Genomic DNA, 13875 nt, shown 5'->3' on the forward strand with positions numbered 1-13875 from the left:
AGTGACGAGCGCGAGCGGTCGACCGATCGCAGACCGGACGTTTTTCGTCGCGAGCGACGAACGGTGGCGTATGTGCGACGAGCCGACGGTCGTCGACCGCGACGAACCAGTCGTCGGAGTCCTCGAGACCGACGGCATCGCGTCTGACCTCGTCGAGTCCGTCGAAGGCGTCCTCGAGTCCCGGGATGGAACCGTAGTTTGTGGCCCGGCCGAGACCGTCCGCAACGTCGATCCGGACCTCCTCGTCGCAGTTGGGACTGCTGGCGTCGCAGCCAGTGTCACTGCCGACCTCGAGCGACCGGTGCTCCCGGTCGGGTCAGTGACGGGCCTCGAGGCGGTCACCCCCTCGAACGTCGAATCGGCGGTCGAGTCGGCTCTCGACGGCAGTGCCGACGTCGAATCGCGCGACGTCCTCGAGGGGCAGGTAGTACCCGACGGAGACGACGATGGGGCGCAGTCCGAAACGGACTCGACACGCCCACAGCACACCGTGAGGGGCTGTTTCGACGTCACACTGGACACCGACGAACCGGCGCGAATCTCGGAATTTAGCGTCTCGACCCGCGGTGAGACCGTGGCTGCGTTCCGGGCCGACGGCGTGGTCGTCGCGACCGCCGCCGGGAGTCACGGGTACGCTGCGAACGTCGGCTCACCCGCGCTCTCGCGGGCCGTCGACGCCGTCACCGTCGCGCCCATCGCCCCCTTCGCTACCCGACCCAGACGGTGGGTGCTCCCACCGGCGGGCCTCCGGCTGACCGTCGAGCGCGACGAGTGTACCGTCGACCTCGTCGTCGACGGCCGCCCCGTGACGACGCTCGAGAACGGCTGGTCGGTCACTCTCCGGGCGGACCGATCGCTACCCGTCGTCGTCCCTGATCGCGGTCTCGAGTAGCTGGAAAATGGCCGAACGCTGCCCCCTCGAGTCGCTCGCTCGTCGCGGGTCGTGAGGGGCCCGCTCAACTCTGGTAGGGCTCTTCGTCCCGGTGGTGGTTCGGGTTCGCGTTCTCGAGGGCGTCGGCCTCCCGTTCGGTCGACTGATGTTCGATATCGTCTCGTTTGTCTGCTTCGTCCTCGCGTTCGCGTTCTTCCTTTTCGGCCTCGGAAAGCTCCTCTTCTGTGTTGTCTTCCTCGTCTGCCTCCTCGCCCGTTTCGCTCGCTCGAGGCCGTTCGCGCTGTCGCGCCTGTTCTCGCATCTCCTCTGGGTCCGCGGCCTCCTCGGATGGTGAGTCGGTGTCGTCTGCCATAGTGATCCCGTCCGGGGGTACCCGCGACCCGGGAAAGTTCGTTGGGCTTGCGACGGTCGGGTCCCGCCAGTAGGGTCGCCTACCAGGGGTCGCCGGAGGCCAGATCGACCTCGCTGTCGCCTTTCTCTGACGGACAGATGTCAGCGAGAACGCACTCGTCGCACTCGGCCGAACGCGCAGCACAGATCGCCCGGCCGTGGTCGATACAGAGGTGGGTGAACTGCTGCCAGTAGCCCTCCGGAACGATCTCCATCAGCTCCTGTTCGATCTTCTCGGGACGTTCCTCTTCGGTAAGCCCGAGTCGCCGCGAGAGACGCTGGACGTGGGTATCAACGACGATTCCCTCGACGACGTCGTGTCCGTGCTGGAGGACGACGTTCGCCGTCTTCCGTCCCACGCCGGGTAGCTCCGTCAACTCCTCCATCGTATCCGGCACCTCGCCGTCGTGGTCCTCGAGAATCTGCTGGCAAGATTCCGTGATGTAGCCCGCTTTGCTGTTGTAGTAGGTGATCGAGTTCAGGTCCTCGGCAAGTTCCTCCTCGGGCACGTTGGCGTACGCTTCCGGCCCGTCGTACTTTTCGAAGAGGTGCTCGGTCTCCGTGTTGACCCGCTCGTCGGTACACTGCGCCGAGAGGATCACCGCGATCAGCAACTCGAGGCGGTTCGTGTAACGCAGCGAAATCGTCGAGTCGGGGTAGGCCTCCTCGAGGCGGGAAACGATCTCCTCGGCCTGCTCGGCTCGCGTCTCGCGTGGGGTTCCCATGGCCGAGTGGTTGGCGGGACCTCGTTTTAGCGTTCGGTTTTGGAGCCGGACGGATGCCGTGACCTTTAAGCGACCATCGGGTCCGTGTGAGGGTATGAAAGCAACGGCGATGGCCCATCCTATTCAGGGACTGGTCAAGTACCACGGGATGCGCGACGAAATCGAGCGGCTCCCGTACCACGACAGCATCAGCCTCTGTACGGCACCCAGCCACACCCGGACGACCGTCGAGTTCTCGATGGACTACGACGAGGACACCTTCGTCGTCGACGGCGAGGAACTCGAGGGACGGGCCGCCGAACGCGTCGAGGCCGTCGTCGAGAAAGCACGGTCGATGTCCGACGCCGCCCACACCGTCTACCCCGTCCGCCTCGAGAGTGAGAACAGTTTTCCCTCGAACGTCGGCCTCGGGTCGTCGTCGTCGGGCTTCGCCGCCGCCGCGGTTGCGCTCGCCGAAGCCGCAGAACTCGACCTCTCGCTCCCCGAAATTTCGACCATTGCCCGCGTCGGTTCCGCCTCGGCCGCCCGCGCGGTCACGGGTGCGTTCTCACAGTTGCACACGGGCCTGAACGACGAGGACTGTCGTTCCCGTCGCATCCCGACGAACCTCCACGAGGACCTGAAGGTCATCGTCGGACTGGTTCCCTACCACAAAGAGACCGAAGACGCCCACCGCGAGGCCGCCGACAGTCACATGTTCGAGGCCCGAAACGCCCACATCCACAATCAGATCGCCGAGATGCGCGACGCGCTTCGCGAGGACGACTTCGAGCGCGCGTTCGAACTCGCAGAGATGGACTCCCTGTCGCTCGCCGCGACCACGATGACTGGCCCCTCCGGGTGGGTCTACTGGCAGCCCGCGACGCTCGCCATCTTCAACCGCGTCCGCGAACTGCGCGAAGAAGAGGACATCCCGGTCTACTTCTCGACGGACACCGGCGCGAGCGTCTACGTCAATACCACCGACGAACACGCCGAATACGTCGAAGAACAGATCGCAGACACCGGTGTCTCGACCACGACGTGGGAAGTCGGCGGTCCCGCTCGCCTGCTCGAAGAAGACGACCACCTCTTCTAGGACCGAGCGCACCGGTCGGCTACTGGCTCACGATTTCCTATTTTACGATCTCTCGCTACCGCAGGCGTCGAACACGAGACTTGCGTGGCGACGTCTTGCGATAAATCGACTGCCTCGGACCGCACCTTTTAGTTAACTGTTAGCACACACCAGCTATGGTCGCAGAACAGTTTACCGCTGCCGCAGCACAGGTCGAACCCGTCTACCACGACAAGGAAGGAACCCTCGAGAAGACGTGCCAGTGGATCGAGAAGGCCGGCAAGCAGGACGTCGACGTCCTCGTCTTCCCGGAGACGTACTTCCCCGGCTACCCCTACTGGCGGGGCTGCTCGACCGACCGGTGGACCGAACTGATGGTCGAACTGCAGAAAAACAGCCTCTCGGCCGACGACGAGGCACTCGAGGTCCTCGGGGAGACCATCGACGAGGCTGACTGTCACGTCGTCCTCGGAACGAACGAGCTATCAGACCGGCCGGGGAGCGAAACGCTGTACAATTCACTGTTTTACTTCGACCGGTCAGGTGACCTCGTCCGTCGCCATCGCAAACTCATGCCGACACACGGTGAGCGGATGGTCTGGGGTCGCGGCGACCCGGCGACGCTCGATACCCACGATACCGACATCGGCTGCATGGGCGGACTCATCTGTTATGAGAACCACATGACGTTGCCCAAGGGAGCGCTCGCGGCGATGGGCGAGGAGATTCACCCCGCCGTCTGGCCGGGTTTCTGGGAACAACACGGCCACCCGGGCGACAAGTCGAAAGCGACGGACCTCGAAGCAGTCGACACGTGCGACCAGTACCCCGCGATGCGCGAGTACGCCTTCGAGACCCAGTCGTTCGTCATCTCGAGTTCTGCCTACGTCAGCGACGACGTCCTCGAAGACTGGGACGAGATTGGCTTCAACATCGCCGCCGGTGGCAGCATGCTCGTCAACCCCGCCGGAATTGTCAAAGCGGGCCCCGTCCTGAACGAGGAGACACTGCTGGTCGCCGAGTTCGATCGGGACGAACGCCGCGCCACGAAGGCCTACTTCGATGCACTCGGCCACTACGCGCGCTGGGACGCTGTCAACCTGAACGTCAGTGACGCCGTGCTCGACCCCCTCGAGACCGATGGCTCGGCCGACGCCGCGTCGACCGACACCGACGATTCGATCCCGGTCCCCAGTTCGGCGACGATCGAGGACATCGCGACCGACCACGACCTGCCGTTCGAAACCGTCGAATCGATCGTCGACGCGCTTCACACACGGTAGTTGAGCAGTCGAGGTCGAACCGACTCCCTCCAGTGTGATCCAGTGACAGCAAACGCCGTTCAGACCTATACCGCTCGAGGCCCAAACCCTCCTCATGCACGTCGTCGTCCTCGGTGGCGGATACGCCGGATTGACTCTCACCCGATTGCTCGAGCGCGACCTCCCAGAAGACGTCGACCTGACGCTGGTCGACCGGACGCCGGATCACCTGATTCAGACGGAACTCCACCGGGTAATTCGCCGGCCGGAACTCGCGGGCGAAATCACGCTTCCACTGCCTGCACTGCTCGAGCGGGCGACCGTTCGCGTCAGCGAGGTGGAGTCGATCGACCGCGAAGGGCGCGTCGTCAGCCTCGCTGATGGTGAGGTCTCCTACGATATCGCGGCCGTCTGTCTCGGGGCTCGAACGGCCGATTACGGACTCGAGGGGGTCGACGAACACGGCCTCCCGCTGAAACGCCTCGTCGACGCGACTCGTATCCGGGCCCGGGTTCGTGAGGCGCTCGAAGAGTCAGATGGCGTCGCCCGACTCGTCGTCGGGGGCGCGGGCCTCTCCGGGATTCAGGTCGCTGGAGAACTCGCGGCTCTGGTCGAGGAATACAGAGACGAGACGGGTGCACCGAACGCTGGGACCGACGAGACGCCAGGGGACCCAACGGTGACGATCCTCGAGCAGTTCGACGCCGTCGCCCCCGCCTTCTCGGAGGGATTCCAGCGAACCGTCGAACGAACACTCGAGGCCAACGGCGTCGACGTGAGAACTGGTGTAACCGTCGAGCGAGCGAACACGGACGCGATCACGCTCGAGTCCGGCGAGACCGTGCCGGCAGACTGTTTCGTCTGGACCGGCGGGATCGAAGGCGGAGACGCCGTCGACGGCGAGCGAGCGACGGTCGAGGCAGACCTCAGGCTCGACGATCGAACGGTCGCGCTCGGCGACGCCGTCCGGGTCGTCGACGCGACCGGGACGGCCGTCCCCGCGAGTGCACAGTCGGCCGTCCGTGAGGCCCAGACCGCAGCCACGAACGTGACCCGGCTCGTCGAAGCAGACCGCGCAGGCGAAGACCTCGAGTCCGTCGACCTCGAGCGGTTCGAGTTCGACTCGCCGGGCTGGGTCGTCAGCGTCGGCGACGACGCCGTCGCACAGGTTGGATCGACGGTACTCACCGGCAAGAAAGCGAAGGCGATCAAGAAGTCGGTGGGCGTGGGCTATCGGTCGTCGATCGGTGCGTACGGCCCGCTCGCGGACGCAGCCTCGAGGCGGGTGTTCGCCGACGATTGAGCGACGACTGGACGGGCGTCGGTTCAGCAACGATTCAGCCGACGGCAATCAGGTCCAGCGATCCAGCCCGGTCTGGGTGACGCTCTCCTCGATCCGTTCGAATCCGCGGGCGACCTCACCGGCGTCGACGCCCCACTCCTCACAGACGTACTCGCGGGCTGCCTCGACGTCGGGCTCGAGGCTCGTCTCCACCTCGTAGTCGTCGGTCACGTTCGGGTCCCGGAAGAGCTGGCGAACCCGGTCGCCGTACTCGACGCTGTCGCCGCGGGCCTCGAGGACGCTCCACAGGTCGCCGTGTTCGGTAATCTCGGTGATTGCCGTCTTCGGGCCGATTCCCGAGACACCCTCGTTGAAGTCCGTCCCGATGAGGATGGCCGCGTCGATCAGTTGCTCGAGGGTGAGGTCGTGTTTCTCGAGTGTCGCCTCGAGATCCATCAGTTCGGGATCGCCCTTGCTCGTGAGCTGTCGGAGCGTCAGTGGCGCGCCGAACAGCAGGGCGTCGTAGTCCTCCGATCCCACGTAATCGGCGTCGCCACGACGGACCATGTGTGCGGCCTGTGCCTCTCCCTCGGCGGGTGCCTCGACGATCGGCACGTCGAGTATCTCGAGGAGCTCCCGGCTGGTCTGCTGGATAGTCTCGGTCAGCCGCTGGGTCCGCGACTCGAGCTGTGCGATGGCGACCTCGTCACCCTCCTCGCGGGCGACCTCGAGTTGTTCCTCGTAGGTCTCGCGTTGCTCCCGGCGAGACTGGATCTCGTCTTCCTTCAACTCGGAGGGACCGCCGTCGAAGACCATCACCGGCGTGACGTCGTTCTCGAAGAATTTCGGCAGGCCCTGGACGATGCCGATCAGGTTCGCCACCTCGGTCCCGTCGGCGGTGGTGTACTTGTCGCTCGAGGTCCACTTGACGGTCGTCGTCAGATACCGATAGAGCCAGTTGTGGGCGTCGACGGCGACGACGCCCTCCACGTCGTCGAAGGGAACCTCCTCGATGACCGCGATGTCCCGGAGTGCTGCGTTACCCATTTGACCGCTATTGGGTGCCTCGGGATTTCATAATGGCGGTTCCCGGGCCCTCTACGCTCAGCCCCGGGACTCCGAAACGGCGTCTATCGCGGGCGGTTCCGAACCCACTCGAGACTCGAGAAAGTCCCCTTCCTCCACCGAGAGATCGCGCTCGCGAAACGCCTCGAGTCCCGACTGGTAGCGCTCTGGACTCCCGTCGGCGGGTCGGGGGTGCTCGAGGACGAGTTCGGCGATGCCCGTCGTCTCGCCGGTGTAGCCGAATCCGGCGCGGTAGAGCGCCTCGTAGGCGAACGGGTTGTTGACCGCGATTCGGAGACGCTCGTAGCCGCGTGCTTCGGCCCGGTCCCGGACGAACCGGCAAAGTTCGGGACCGATCCCCTCACCACGGTGGTGTCGGTCCACGGTGACGTACCGGAGCCAGAGCGTGTCCGGGTCGGTCCGGTCGGCGTTGAACGCGACGGCAGCGACGACGTCGCTGTCGAACTCGTCATCGGCACGATCGCCATAGACGTCGTCATCGTCGCTCCCGTCGTCGCCGGTACCGTCATCGTCGACCCCAACCTCCCGAACGACCGCCTTCCCCGTGTTCGTCATGACGAACTTGCCCGCGTAGCTGAACCGCCGGTAATCGAGCCGGAGTTTCGGTCCGTCGGATGGCCAGCCGAGGAGGTCGTACTCGAGGTCCACACTGGAGCTACGAACGGGACGGCGGAAATCCGTTCGGGTCCGCGTAGTCGGCTCCCGGTGTGAACGCAGCGATTGTCAGAACGCTCATCGCCTGTCACCTGCCGGACCAACCCTTTTGAGTCGGGTCGGTGTAGGGCGGTCCGTCATGGCCTCCGATACCGAGAACACGTCGATCGTCGGCATCAGTAGCTCCTGGGGGTGGCCTATCGGTGGCGCCCTCGGTGGGGCACTCGGCGCGGCGGCGTTCGGCCTCCTCATGTGGATCTTCGATCCCGACGTCCTCGCGTCCGCCATCCCCGCGATCTACGGCCTCGAGCCGATCGGCGTCGTCGGCTGGGGGATCCACATCGCACACGGAATCGTCCTTGGGCTCGTCTTCGGCTTTCTCGTCACCCGGGGACCGATCCTCGGGATCGTCGCGACCTCGGCGGAGACCGACGCCCTCTCGAGAACCGGTATCGCGTTCCGCGTCGTCGCCGCCGGATTCGTCTTCGGGCTGGCGATCTGGGCGATCCTCCCGGTGCTCGTGCTTCCGGTCTGGGTCGAAGCCATCGGCGCCCAGGCCGCCGCGGACTTCCCGGCTGCCGCCGTCGAGAGCATGCTCGGCCACCTCCTGTTCGGGCTGGTCCTCGGAATCGTCTTCGCAGCGACGATCGATCTCGGCGATCGACCGGCCCAGTCACCGTTCGAGGAGTAGTTCAATGCCCCTCGGCAGGTCGGTCGCCCACGCCTCGATCGACGGCAGCGGTCCGATTCAGTCCTCGAGCGGCGGATAGGCCGCCGAGCCGGCAGGCTCGAGCCCGACCACGTACGCCGGCTGGTCGTCGCTGGCGTCGACGGTAACCAGTTCATCGGCTCCCTGCGGAAACTCGAACTGCCCGATCAGGACGGTGGCGACGATTCCCGGGCCGACGGTGCCGTTACCTCGTCACCCTCGTCGTATCGCTCTCTGTCGGTGCCACGCTCGAGGGTAACCACTCGGGTACAGCAGGGAGATAGCCCGGACGTGCAAGTTCGAAGATGGCACAGACTACTCAGTCTGGACGGTTCGACGAAGCAGGAGTGCGGGGCCCGGAATTTGAATCCGGGTTGAGAGCTTGGAAGGCTCTTGTCATAGCCAGACTAGACCAGCCCCGCGCAGCTACGAATTCGACTGGACCCGTTAAGTCTCTTCCCATTTTCACTCGATGGAGACTCCTCGAGCGACCGGCGACGTGTACGGTAATCTATGAAGGGCATCCGCGTCAGCGAGGAGGAACGTGAGTCCCGCTGGCTCGAGACGCGAGGTCGTCGAATCGGTCGAGCGCCGCCCCGGTCAGTGGATAGTCGTCGTGGTAGGGGTCGACGCCCGAGACAGTGCGGATGGCGTCGGCAGCGGACTCGTAACCGTCGTCGACGATGTCCTGAACGAGTACCGGCATCCCGGCACGGTTGCAGAGTTCCCTCGCCGCCGCGCGACCGGCCCAGATACGTCCAGCCTCGGCGTCGGCGACGATGAGCGCGAACGGGACCTCGTCGAACTGTGCCTCGAGAAACGCCTGTGCTGTGGGGTCGTCCCAGCGAACGACGCCGACGGTCTCGAGCTGTCGCACCGCGGTCGAGGACGCAGAACAGAACGGGCAGTCGCCGTCGTACAGGAGGACGCCCGTGAACGGTCGGTCTGTCGTGGACATGGTGTGGCGGCTATAGTAGCCACTGCACGTCAGTGCACACCTGATCGCCAGACGGATCGGCGATCAGTGTGTGAATCGTTGCAGTTGGTACTATAGTGGCGGCCTACGCCTGAACTGCTGGGTCGAATCCGTCGCCGCAGGCCGATTCGACCCTGCAGTCGACGCTCGGGACGGTACTGAGTTCTGACTGGTACTCGAGTGCAGGCAATCGGCTAGCCGAGTTTCGACTTTCCGGGCGGATTGTCGTGATCCGCCCGATGGCGCAACAACTCGCCGTACTGTTCGACCTCGAGGATGCAATCGGCCCGCGGTTTCGCGACGCAGGTCAGGACGAACCCCGCGGCCTCGTCCTCGGGATAATATCGTTTCGCGTCACCGTGGTCGACCTCACCCTCGAGCAGGCGGGCACCGCAGGTGATACACCAGCCCTGCTGGCAATCCGCCGAGAGCCAGAGCCCCTCGGCACGAGCGGCCTCGAGGATCGACTGGTCCGCTCGAACCTCGATCGTGACGGATTCGCCCGCCTGCTCGAGGTCGGCGTCGTCGGGCACCCGAAGTTCGACCGTCCAGATCGTCTCGGTCACGTGCTCTCCACGTTCGCCATCTCGAGAGAAATATGCTGTGCGCGCGACAGCCGAGTGGACAGCCACGCCAGCCCCGACCGGAGCAAGAAGTCGCGTGCCGCGGCTCTTTTGGCCGAGAGGTCGACCAACCCCGTATGACAAACGTCGCGATTACCGGCGCGTCCGGGACCGTTGGACGGGAAGTCGTCGAGGCCTTTTCGGGCCGCGACGAAGACCTCACGCTCTTTTCCCACAGTGAAACCGAAGACCTCGAGACGACCACGCTCGAGATCGAAGACAGCGAGGCGTTCGTCGACGCACTCGAGGGCCAGGACGTGTTGATCCACCTCGCGGCGAACCCGAGCCCCGAGGCCGAGTGGGACGGCGTCGCCGGCCCGAACGTCGACGGCGCGTACAACGCTTACGCCGCGGCCATCGAGAACGACCTCGAGCGGGTCGTCTTCGCGAGTTCGAACCACGCAGTGAACATGGCGAACACGGTGTCGCCGGTCCGGCCGGAATCGACCGTCGGCCAGCCGACAGTCGTCCACCCGGACGATCCGCCGGACCCGGACACCTATTACGGCGTCACGAAGGTCTTCGGCGAAGCGCTCGGGTCGTACTACGCGAAGCGTCACGCACTCGAGGTGGTCTCGCTCCGGATTGGCTGGCTGCTCACCCGCGAGGAACTCCGCCAGGAGGTCGAAGGCCGCGACGGCGCTGGCGAGAATTTCGCGCGGGCGATGTGGCTCAGTCCCGACGACTGTCGGCGACTCGTCGTCGCCGCGGTCACGACGGCCCTCGAGTCGAATCCGACCGTCGCCCACGGCATCTCCGCGAACGCCGATCGATTCCTCTCGCTGACCCAGACGATGCGCGAACTCGACTACCGTCCCCGCGACGATTCTCGAGCCGTTCTCGAAGACGAGACGAATCACCGGGACGGCGTGCACAGGAGATAACAGGTCGGCTGGTCCGATTCGACTCGAGGGCCGATATCGGTCGGGGTTGGCCCCACCGATCACAGACGAGAGGGGCGCTTTCGGTCACCGCTCGAGTCGACAGTCAGTTTTCCGACCGAAAGACCGAATATCCGAACGAATCAACAGTCTCGTATGTCGACGACGGTTGGCGATTCGACGGGATATGTACCGAACTTTCAGATGTCAGCGATCGGATATATCATAGCGGCGTTGCTGATCGTCGTCGTGCTTCCCGTTCTCCCGGTTATCGTCCTCGTGTGGATTCTCTGGCGCGTCTTCGTGGCCGAGGACGCGACCGAATCGCGGTACGAGACTTGGCGAGAAGAACGAACCGCGAGAAGCGCCTCGAGTGAGACCGAGAGCACGGACGAGCGTGACGAGGCGGACGAACTCGAGGACGAAGCAGACGCAGACGACGACTCGACCGATTCCTGAGACGGCCTCCGGTCCCTGTTCACCGCCGACCGGAGACGGGGCCAGGTGTACCCGACTGTTCTCTCTGCCCACTCTCGAACCGTCGTCGCAGCTACTCATCCGGTCAGGCATCGAGGGACAGTGTGTCCCGATCACTTCGCTGCCGTTCCGCTCGCACGCCGTAATCGCACGGTGACGAACGCGACGTAGCCACCGCCAGCGAGCAACAACAGATATCCGGCGAGAATCCGAGGACCGCTCGATCCCGGGGCGAGAACGAAGAGTCCGAGGGCGGCGCTCCCGTGGGCGAGTGCGAAGTCCTGGCGGCCATAGGCCCCGTGGAGGATCGCCAGTGCGGCGAACGTGGCCCCGAAGACGGTGATCGCGAGCGTGGTCGCGTCGATTCCAAACAGCGATCCACCCAGATACGCCCCGTAGGCGTAGAGTCCGATGGCAACGACCGTTCCGACGCCGATCACCGTCCCCTGTACGTCCTCGGACTCCGCCATTTCGTCGTGATTCGCGGCCGGGGCTGAAAGCCCTGCCGTTCCCGGTCGATCCAGCGCCCCACCGTCGCGTAATCGCGACCGCCGACTGACGATCTCATACGCTTTGCTGTAACGATTTACCGGCGCAACCGTGACCCGTCCTGCGGTGTCGGCGAAAATGACATACAGCAGATCGTATCAGAGGAGTCGATATTGTCCTCGATTCTCGCTGACCGTGCCCTGCCTGACCAGTTTCTCGAGGGCGTCGGTGACGTACGCCCGGGAGACGCCGTACTCGCTCGCGTACTCGACTACCTCGTCTTCGGTCGGTCGGTCGAGGTCGGCAAGTGCCTGTTCGACGATTTCTCTCTTGCTGCCACCTCCAGTCGACCCCCGTTGATCGCGTTCACCGGCCGCTTCGAGTTCCTCGACGTCCAGCCCTGACGCCTCGAGGTACTCTGCGTCGTCGACGACTCCATCTTCGACCTCCGCCTCGAGGTCGCTGTAGGAGGGGAGGGACGCGAAGGCCTCGCCTTCTCCCTGCCGGTTCGCGAGCATGGAGGCCCGGACCTCCCGGGCGTGGTCCCGGTCGTCGGTCTCGACGAACTTCTTGCGCTTCTCGTAGGCACGGCGAGCGCCACAGCGGGGACACTGCGTGGTCTTCGACCGGCCCTCGATGATCCAGAGATTCGAACACTCGCTGCACCCGACGACTGCGTACATCGCTCGAGTTACCCGTTCTCGGCGAGCGTACGTCAACGTTCGGCTCCCGCAGTGAACGTAGTCGCGGTACCGAACGAGACGACGTGATGGAAACAAGCAAATCCGACATTCTACAGACACAATTCAACACATGGGTACGGTTCAGATACCGCCCAGTTGCTGGGTGCGAAGAGGTGTTCGTCACACTGACAGACGACCCTCGCTATTATTGATCAATAGATTAATTTTAATAACTATCGCAATAATTGAAAAGGGGCATGCTAACCAATTCGACCGATACGCTGTCGGACCGAGCAGGTCCCTGGATCGCGTTCGCAAGAGTGTTCGCAGGGCTCCTGTTACTGTACGAAGCCACGGTCGGTGGCTGGTGGAAACTCGGATCGGTCTCGAGCGGCCCGAACCCGGACTGGGTCGAACCCGGAGCCGGTGGACTCGGCCCGTTCGTCGGAACCGAAGTCCAGTCGGTCGCCGACCGTGCGATCGATGAGGGGACCTACGGCTGGTTCGCCACTCTCCTCGAGGCGGTCGTCCTCCCGGTTCCGGAAGTGTGGACTGCGCTCGCGATGTTCGCACAGGTCGGGGCAGCGATCGCACTAATCGTTGGCTTCTGGACGCGACCCGCAGCGGCGATTACCGTCCTGTACTTCCTGCCCGTGTTCCACTTCGGGATGATCCGGACGTCGCCGCTGTTCGCCGTTCCAATCGCGTTCGCGTTCGTCGCAAACGCCGGTCGCTACTCCGGCCTCGACGGCTATCTCTGGAACCGTCCCGACGCCCTCGGGCGGATAACGAGAGCGCTCAACGCACCGGTGCCGATCCAACGGTCGTGGTATCCCACGATCGCCGCCGGGTTCGCCGTCGTCGCAGTGTACTATCTGCTGACGATTCCCGAAATGGCCGATACTCGCGTCCACCTCACCGCCCTCGAGATGACGGTTTTCGCAGGACTCGTTGCCGGTGGTTGCTCGTTCGTATTCTACGGTCGCGAGCCGACGACGGTCGCCGCAGACGCCCTCCGGGTGTTCGTCGGCTACCGGTTCCTTCAGGAAATTGTCGTTCGATCCGAGCCCGGTGCGAACGCGCTCCCGGGCTGGGCTGACGCCGAGGCACAGACCGCAGTGTTCGAAGGAATCGCACAAGCGCACGTCCCACCAGTTGCGGCGATCATCGAACTGGCGATCCTCCCGGCGATGGGTGGCTGGGTCGTCGCGTTCGCGATCGTCCAGACCGCCGTCGGCATCGCGCTGCTCGTCGGGTACCGGACCCGAATCGCCGGAACCGCCGCCGTCGGATACCTCACCCTCCTGACCGCGCTCGGGCTCGTCCGACTCGCTCCGCTGGTCTTCGCCAGCGCAATCGTCGCCGCGACACTGGCCGGCCGCCACGCCAGTCTCGACGCGATCGCAGGCCGAACGTACCACCCCCCACAGCTCTCCCCGAACGTCTCCGTTCCGGCCGCCGTCGCCGGTATCGCCTTGCTCGGGAGCGCGGCGGCGCTCGGAATCGACCCCACCGCTGGATACGGTGACGTCGCAGGCTCTGTCTCGCTCGTCATGATCGGATTTGGACTCATTGCCCTCGCAATTGCCTCGAGTGACCGTCTCGAGCCTGCAGCGCACCGTCTCGAGACGTCTGGCTCGTCAGCGAGCGACGACTAAATCGAATCGAACCGAATCCGGGGCGAACGTT

General features: G+C 64.7%; 16 protein-coding genes and 1 tRNA gene. 8 read left to right on the forward strand and 9 right to left on the reverse strand.

Translation table 11 applies throughout. The features are described from left to right. Positions 1-70: 70 nt before the first annotated feature. Positions 71-892, forward strand: coding sequence for an NAD(+)/NADH kinase (locus B1756_RS17950; protein ID WP_086890251.1), 822 nt, complete (start codon positions 71-73; stop codon positions 890-892). A 64-nt stretch (positions 893-956) separates the two neighbouring features. Here the strand turns inward: B1756_RS17950 and B1756_RS17955 are convergent, their stop codons facing one another. Further along, positions 957-1193 carry a hypothetical protein gene (locus tag B1756_RS17955; protein WP_086890252.1) on the reverse strand — a complete coding sequence of 79 codons (237 nt, stop codon included), beginning with the start codon at positions 1191-1193 and terminating at the stop codon, positions 957-959. Positions 1194-1323: 130 nt separating this feature from the next. Next, positions 1324-2007 carry an endonuclease III gene (gene nth, locus B1756_RS17960; protein WP_086889794.1) on the reverse strand — a complete coding sequence of 228 codons (684 nt, stop codon included), beginning with the start codon at positions 2005-2007 and terminating at the stop codon, positions 1324-1326. 94 nt (positions 2008-2101) lie between these two features. Between nth and mvaD the strand changes: the two genes are divergently transcribed. The 3 genes from mvaD (at position 2102) to B1756_RS17975 (ending at position 5629) form a co-directional block, all read left to right on the forward strand. Beyond that, entirely contained in the window at positions 2102-3085 is a 984-nt protein-coding gene (gene mvaD / locus B1756_RS17965; RefSeq protein ID WP_086889795.1) for a phosphomevalonate decarboxylase MvaD, read from the forward strand. 155 nt (positions 3086-3240) lie between these two features. Then, positions 3241-4347: a carbon-nitrogen hydrolase family protein gene (locus B1756_RS17970; protein ID WP_086889796.1), complete on the forward strand. Its 1107-nt coding sequence runs from the start codon at positions 3241-3243 to the stop codon at positions 4345-4347. A 94-nt stretch (positions 4348-4441) separates the two neighbouring features. Continuing rightward, positions 4442-5629, forward strand: a complete 1188-nt coding sequence (locus tag B1756_RS17975) for an NAD(P)/FAD-dependent oxidoreductase (protein WP_086889797.1) — start codon at positions 4442-4444, stop codon at positions 5627-5629. Positions 5630-5677: 48 nt separating this feature from the next. Here the strand turns inward: B1756_RS17975 and fen are convergent, their stop codons facing one another. Both fen and B1756_RS17985 read right to left on the reverse strand, forming a co-directional pair. Next, entirely contained in the window at positions 5678-6655 is a 978-nt protein-coding gene (fen, locus tag B1756_RS17980) for a flap endonuclease-1 (protein ID WP_086889798.1), read from the reverse strand. A gap of 57 nt (positions 6656-6712) precedes the next feature. Beyond that, entirely contained in the window at positions 6713-7342 is a 630-nt protein-coding gene (locus B1756_RS17985; protein ID WP_086889799.1) for a GNAT family N-acetyltransferase, read from the reverse strand. Between the two features lie 145 nt (positions 7343-7487). Between B1756_RS17985 and B1756_RS17990 the strand changes: the two genes are divergently transcribed. Further along, a complete protein-coding gene (locus B1756_RS17990; RefSeq protein ID WP_086889800.1) occupies positions 7488-8039 on the forward strand; it encodes a hypothetical protein in 552 nt (183 codons plus the stop codon). Between the two features lie 366 nt (positions 8040-8405). Here the strand turns inward: B1756_RS17990 and B1756_RS17995 are convergent. The 3 genes from B1756_RS17995 to B1756_RS18005 all read right to left on the reverse strand — a co-directional run bounded on the left by B1756_RS17995 (position 8406) and on the right by B1756_RS18005 (position 9599). After that, positions 8406-8479 (reverse strand) — tRNA-Gly (locus B1756_RS17995). Positions 8480-8586: 107 nt separating this feature from the next. Next, a complete protein-coding gene (locus tag B1756_RS18000) occupies positions 8587-9015 on the reverse strand; it encodes a DCC1-like thiol-disulfide oxidoreductase family protein (RefSeq protein ID WP_086889801.1) in 429 nt (142 codons plus the stop codon). A gap of 212 nt (positions 9016-9227) precedes the next feature. After that, a complete protein-coding gene (locus B1756_RS18005) occupies positions 9228-9599 on the reverse strand; it encodes a 2Fe-2S iron-sulfur cluster-binding protein (protein ID WP_086889802.1) in 372 nt (123 codons plus the stop codon). 134 nt (positions 9600-9733) lie between these two features. On the opposite strand from B1756_RS18005, the gene B1756_RS18010 reads away from it, so the two are divergent. After that, positions 9734-10540: an NAD-dependent epimerase/dehydratase family protein gene (locus B1756_RS18010; protein ID WP_086889803.1), complete on the forward strand. Its 807-nt coding sequence runs from the start codon at positions 9734-9736 to the stop codon at positions 10538-10540. A 153-nt stretch (positions 10541-10693) separates the two neighbouring features. Beyond that, on the forward strand, positions 10694-10996 hold the full coding sequence (locus tag B1756_RS18015) for a DUF7535 family protein (protein WP_086889804.1): 303 nt from the start codon (positions 10694-10696) through the stop codon (positions 10994-10996). A 131-nt stretch (positions 10997-11127) separates the two neighbouring features. On the opposite strand, the gene B1756_RS18020 is transcribed toward B1756_RS18015, so the two are convergent. Then, entirely contained in the window at positions 11128-11484 is a 357-nt protein-coding gene (locus B1756_RS18020) for a hypothetical protein (RefSeq protein WP_086889805.1), read from the reverse strand. Between the two features lie 177 nt (positions 11485-11661). Beyond that, complete coding sequence (locus B1756_RS18025) at positions 11662-12186, reverse strand: DUF5817 domain-containing protein (protein WP_086889806.1); 525 nt, start codon at positions 12184-12186, stop codon at positions 11662-11664. A gap of 257 nt (positions 12187-12443) precedes the next feature. Between B1756_RS18025 and B1756_RS18030 the strand changes: the two genes are divergently transcribed. Next, positions 12444-13844: a DoxX family protein gene (locus tag B1756_RS18030; RefSeq protein ID WP_086889807.1), complete on the forward strand. Its 1401-nt coding sequence runs from the start codon at positions 12444-12446 to the stop codon at positions 13842-13844. The last annotated feature ends 31 nt before the right edge of the window (positions 13845-13875 follow it).

It is taken from the genome of Natrarchaeobaculum aegyptiacum (genome assembly GCF_002156705.1).
Classification (GTDB): domain Archaea; phylum Halobacteriota; class Halobacteria; order Halobacteriales; family Natrialbaceae; genus Natrarchaeobaculum; species Natrarchaeobaculum aegyptiacum.

Excerpts from the sequence above, each read along its gene's own strand:
- B1756_RS17950 (WP_086890251.1), top strand. The coding sequence starts at position 71 with ATGTGCGACGAGCCGACGGTCGTCGACCGCGACGAACCAGTCGTCGGA.
- B1756_RS17955 (WP_086890252.1), bottom strand. The coding sequence starts at position 1,193 with ATGCGAGAACAGGCGCGACAGCGCGAACGGCCTCGAGCGAGCGAAACG.
- nth (WP_086889794.1), bottom strand. The coding sequence starts at position 2,007 with ATGGGAACCCCACGCGAGACGCGAGCCGAGCAGGCCGAGGAGATCGTT.
- mvaD (WP_086889795.1), top strand. The coding sequence starts at position 2,102 with ATGAAAGCAACGGCGATGGCCCATCCTATTCAGGGACTGGTCAAGTAC.
- B1756_RS17970 (WP_086889796.1), top strand. The coding sequence starts at position 3,241 with ATGGTCGCAGAACAGTTTACCGCTGCCGCAGCACAGGTCGAACCCGTC.
- B1756_RS17975 (WP_086889797.1), top strand. The coding sequence starts at position 4,442 with ATGCACGTCGTCGTCCTCGGTGGCGGATACGCCGGATTGACTCTCACC.
- fen (WP_086889798.1), bottom strand. The coding sequence starts at position 6,655 with ATGGGTAACGCAGCACTCCGGGACATCGCGGTCATCGAGGAGGTTCCC.
- B1756_RS17990 (WP_086889800.1), top strand. The coding sequence starts at position 7,488 with ATGGCCTCCGATACCGAGAACACGTCGATCGTCGGCATCAGTAGCTCC.
- B1756_RS18000 (WP_086889801.1), bottom strand. The coding sequence starts at position 9,015 with ATGTCCACGACAGACCGACCGTTCACGGGCGTCCTCCTGTACGACGGC.
- B1756_RS18010 (WP_086889803.1), top strand. The coding sequence starts at position 9,734 with ATGACAAACGTCGCGATTACCGGCGCGTCCGGGACCGTTGGACGGGAA.
- B1756_RS18015 (WP_086889804.1), top strand. The coding sequence starts at position 10,694 with ATGTCGACGACGGTTGGCGATTCGACGGGATATGTACCGAACTTTCAG.
- B1756_RS18020 (WP_086889805.1), bottom strand. The coding sequence starts at position 11,484 with ATGGCGGAGTCCGAGGACGTACAGGGGACGGTGATCGGCGTCGGAACG.
- B1756_RS18025 (WP_086889806.1), bottom strand. The coding sequence starts at position 12,186 with ATGTACGCAGTCGTCGGGTGCAGCGAGTGTTCGAATCTCTGGATCATC.
- B1756_RS18030 (WP_086889807.1), top strand. The coding sequence starts at position 12,444 with ATGCTAACCAATTCGACCGATACGCTGTCGGACCGAGCAGGTCCCTGG.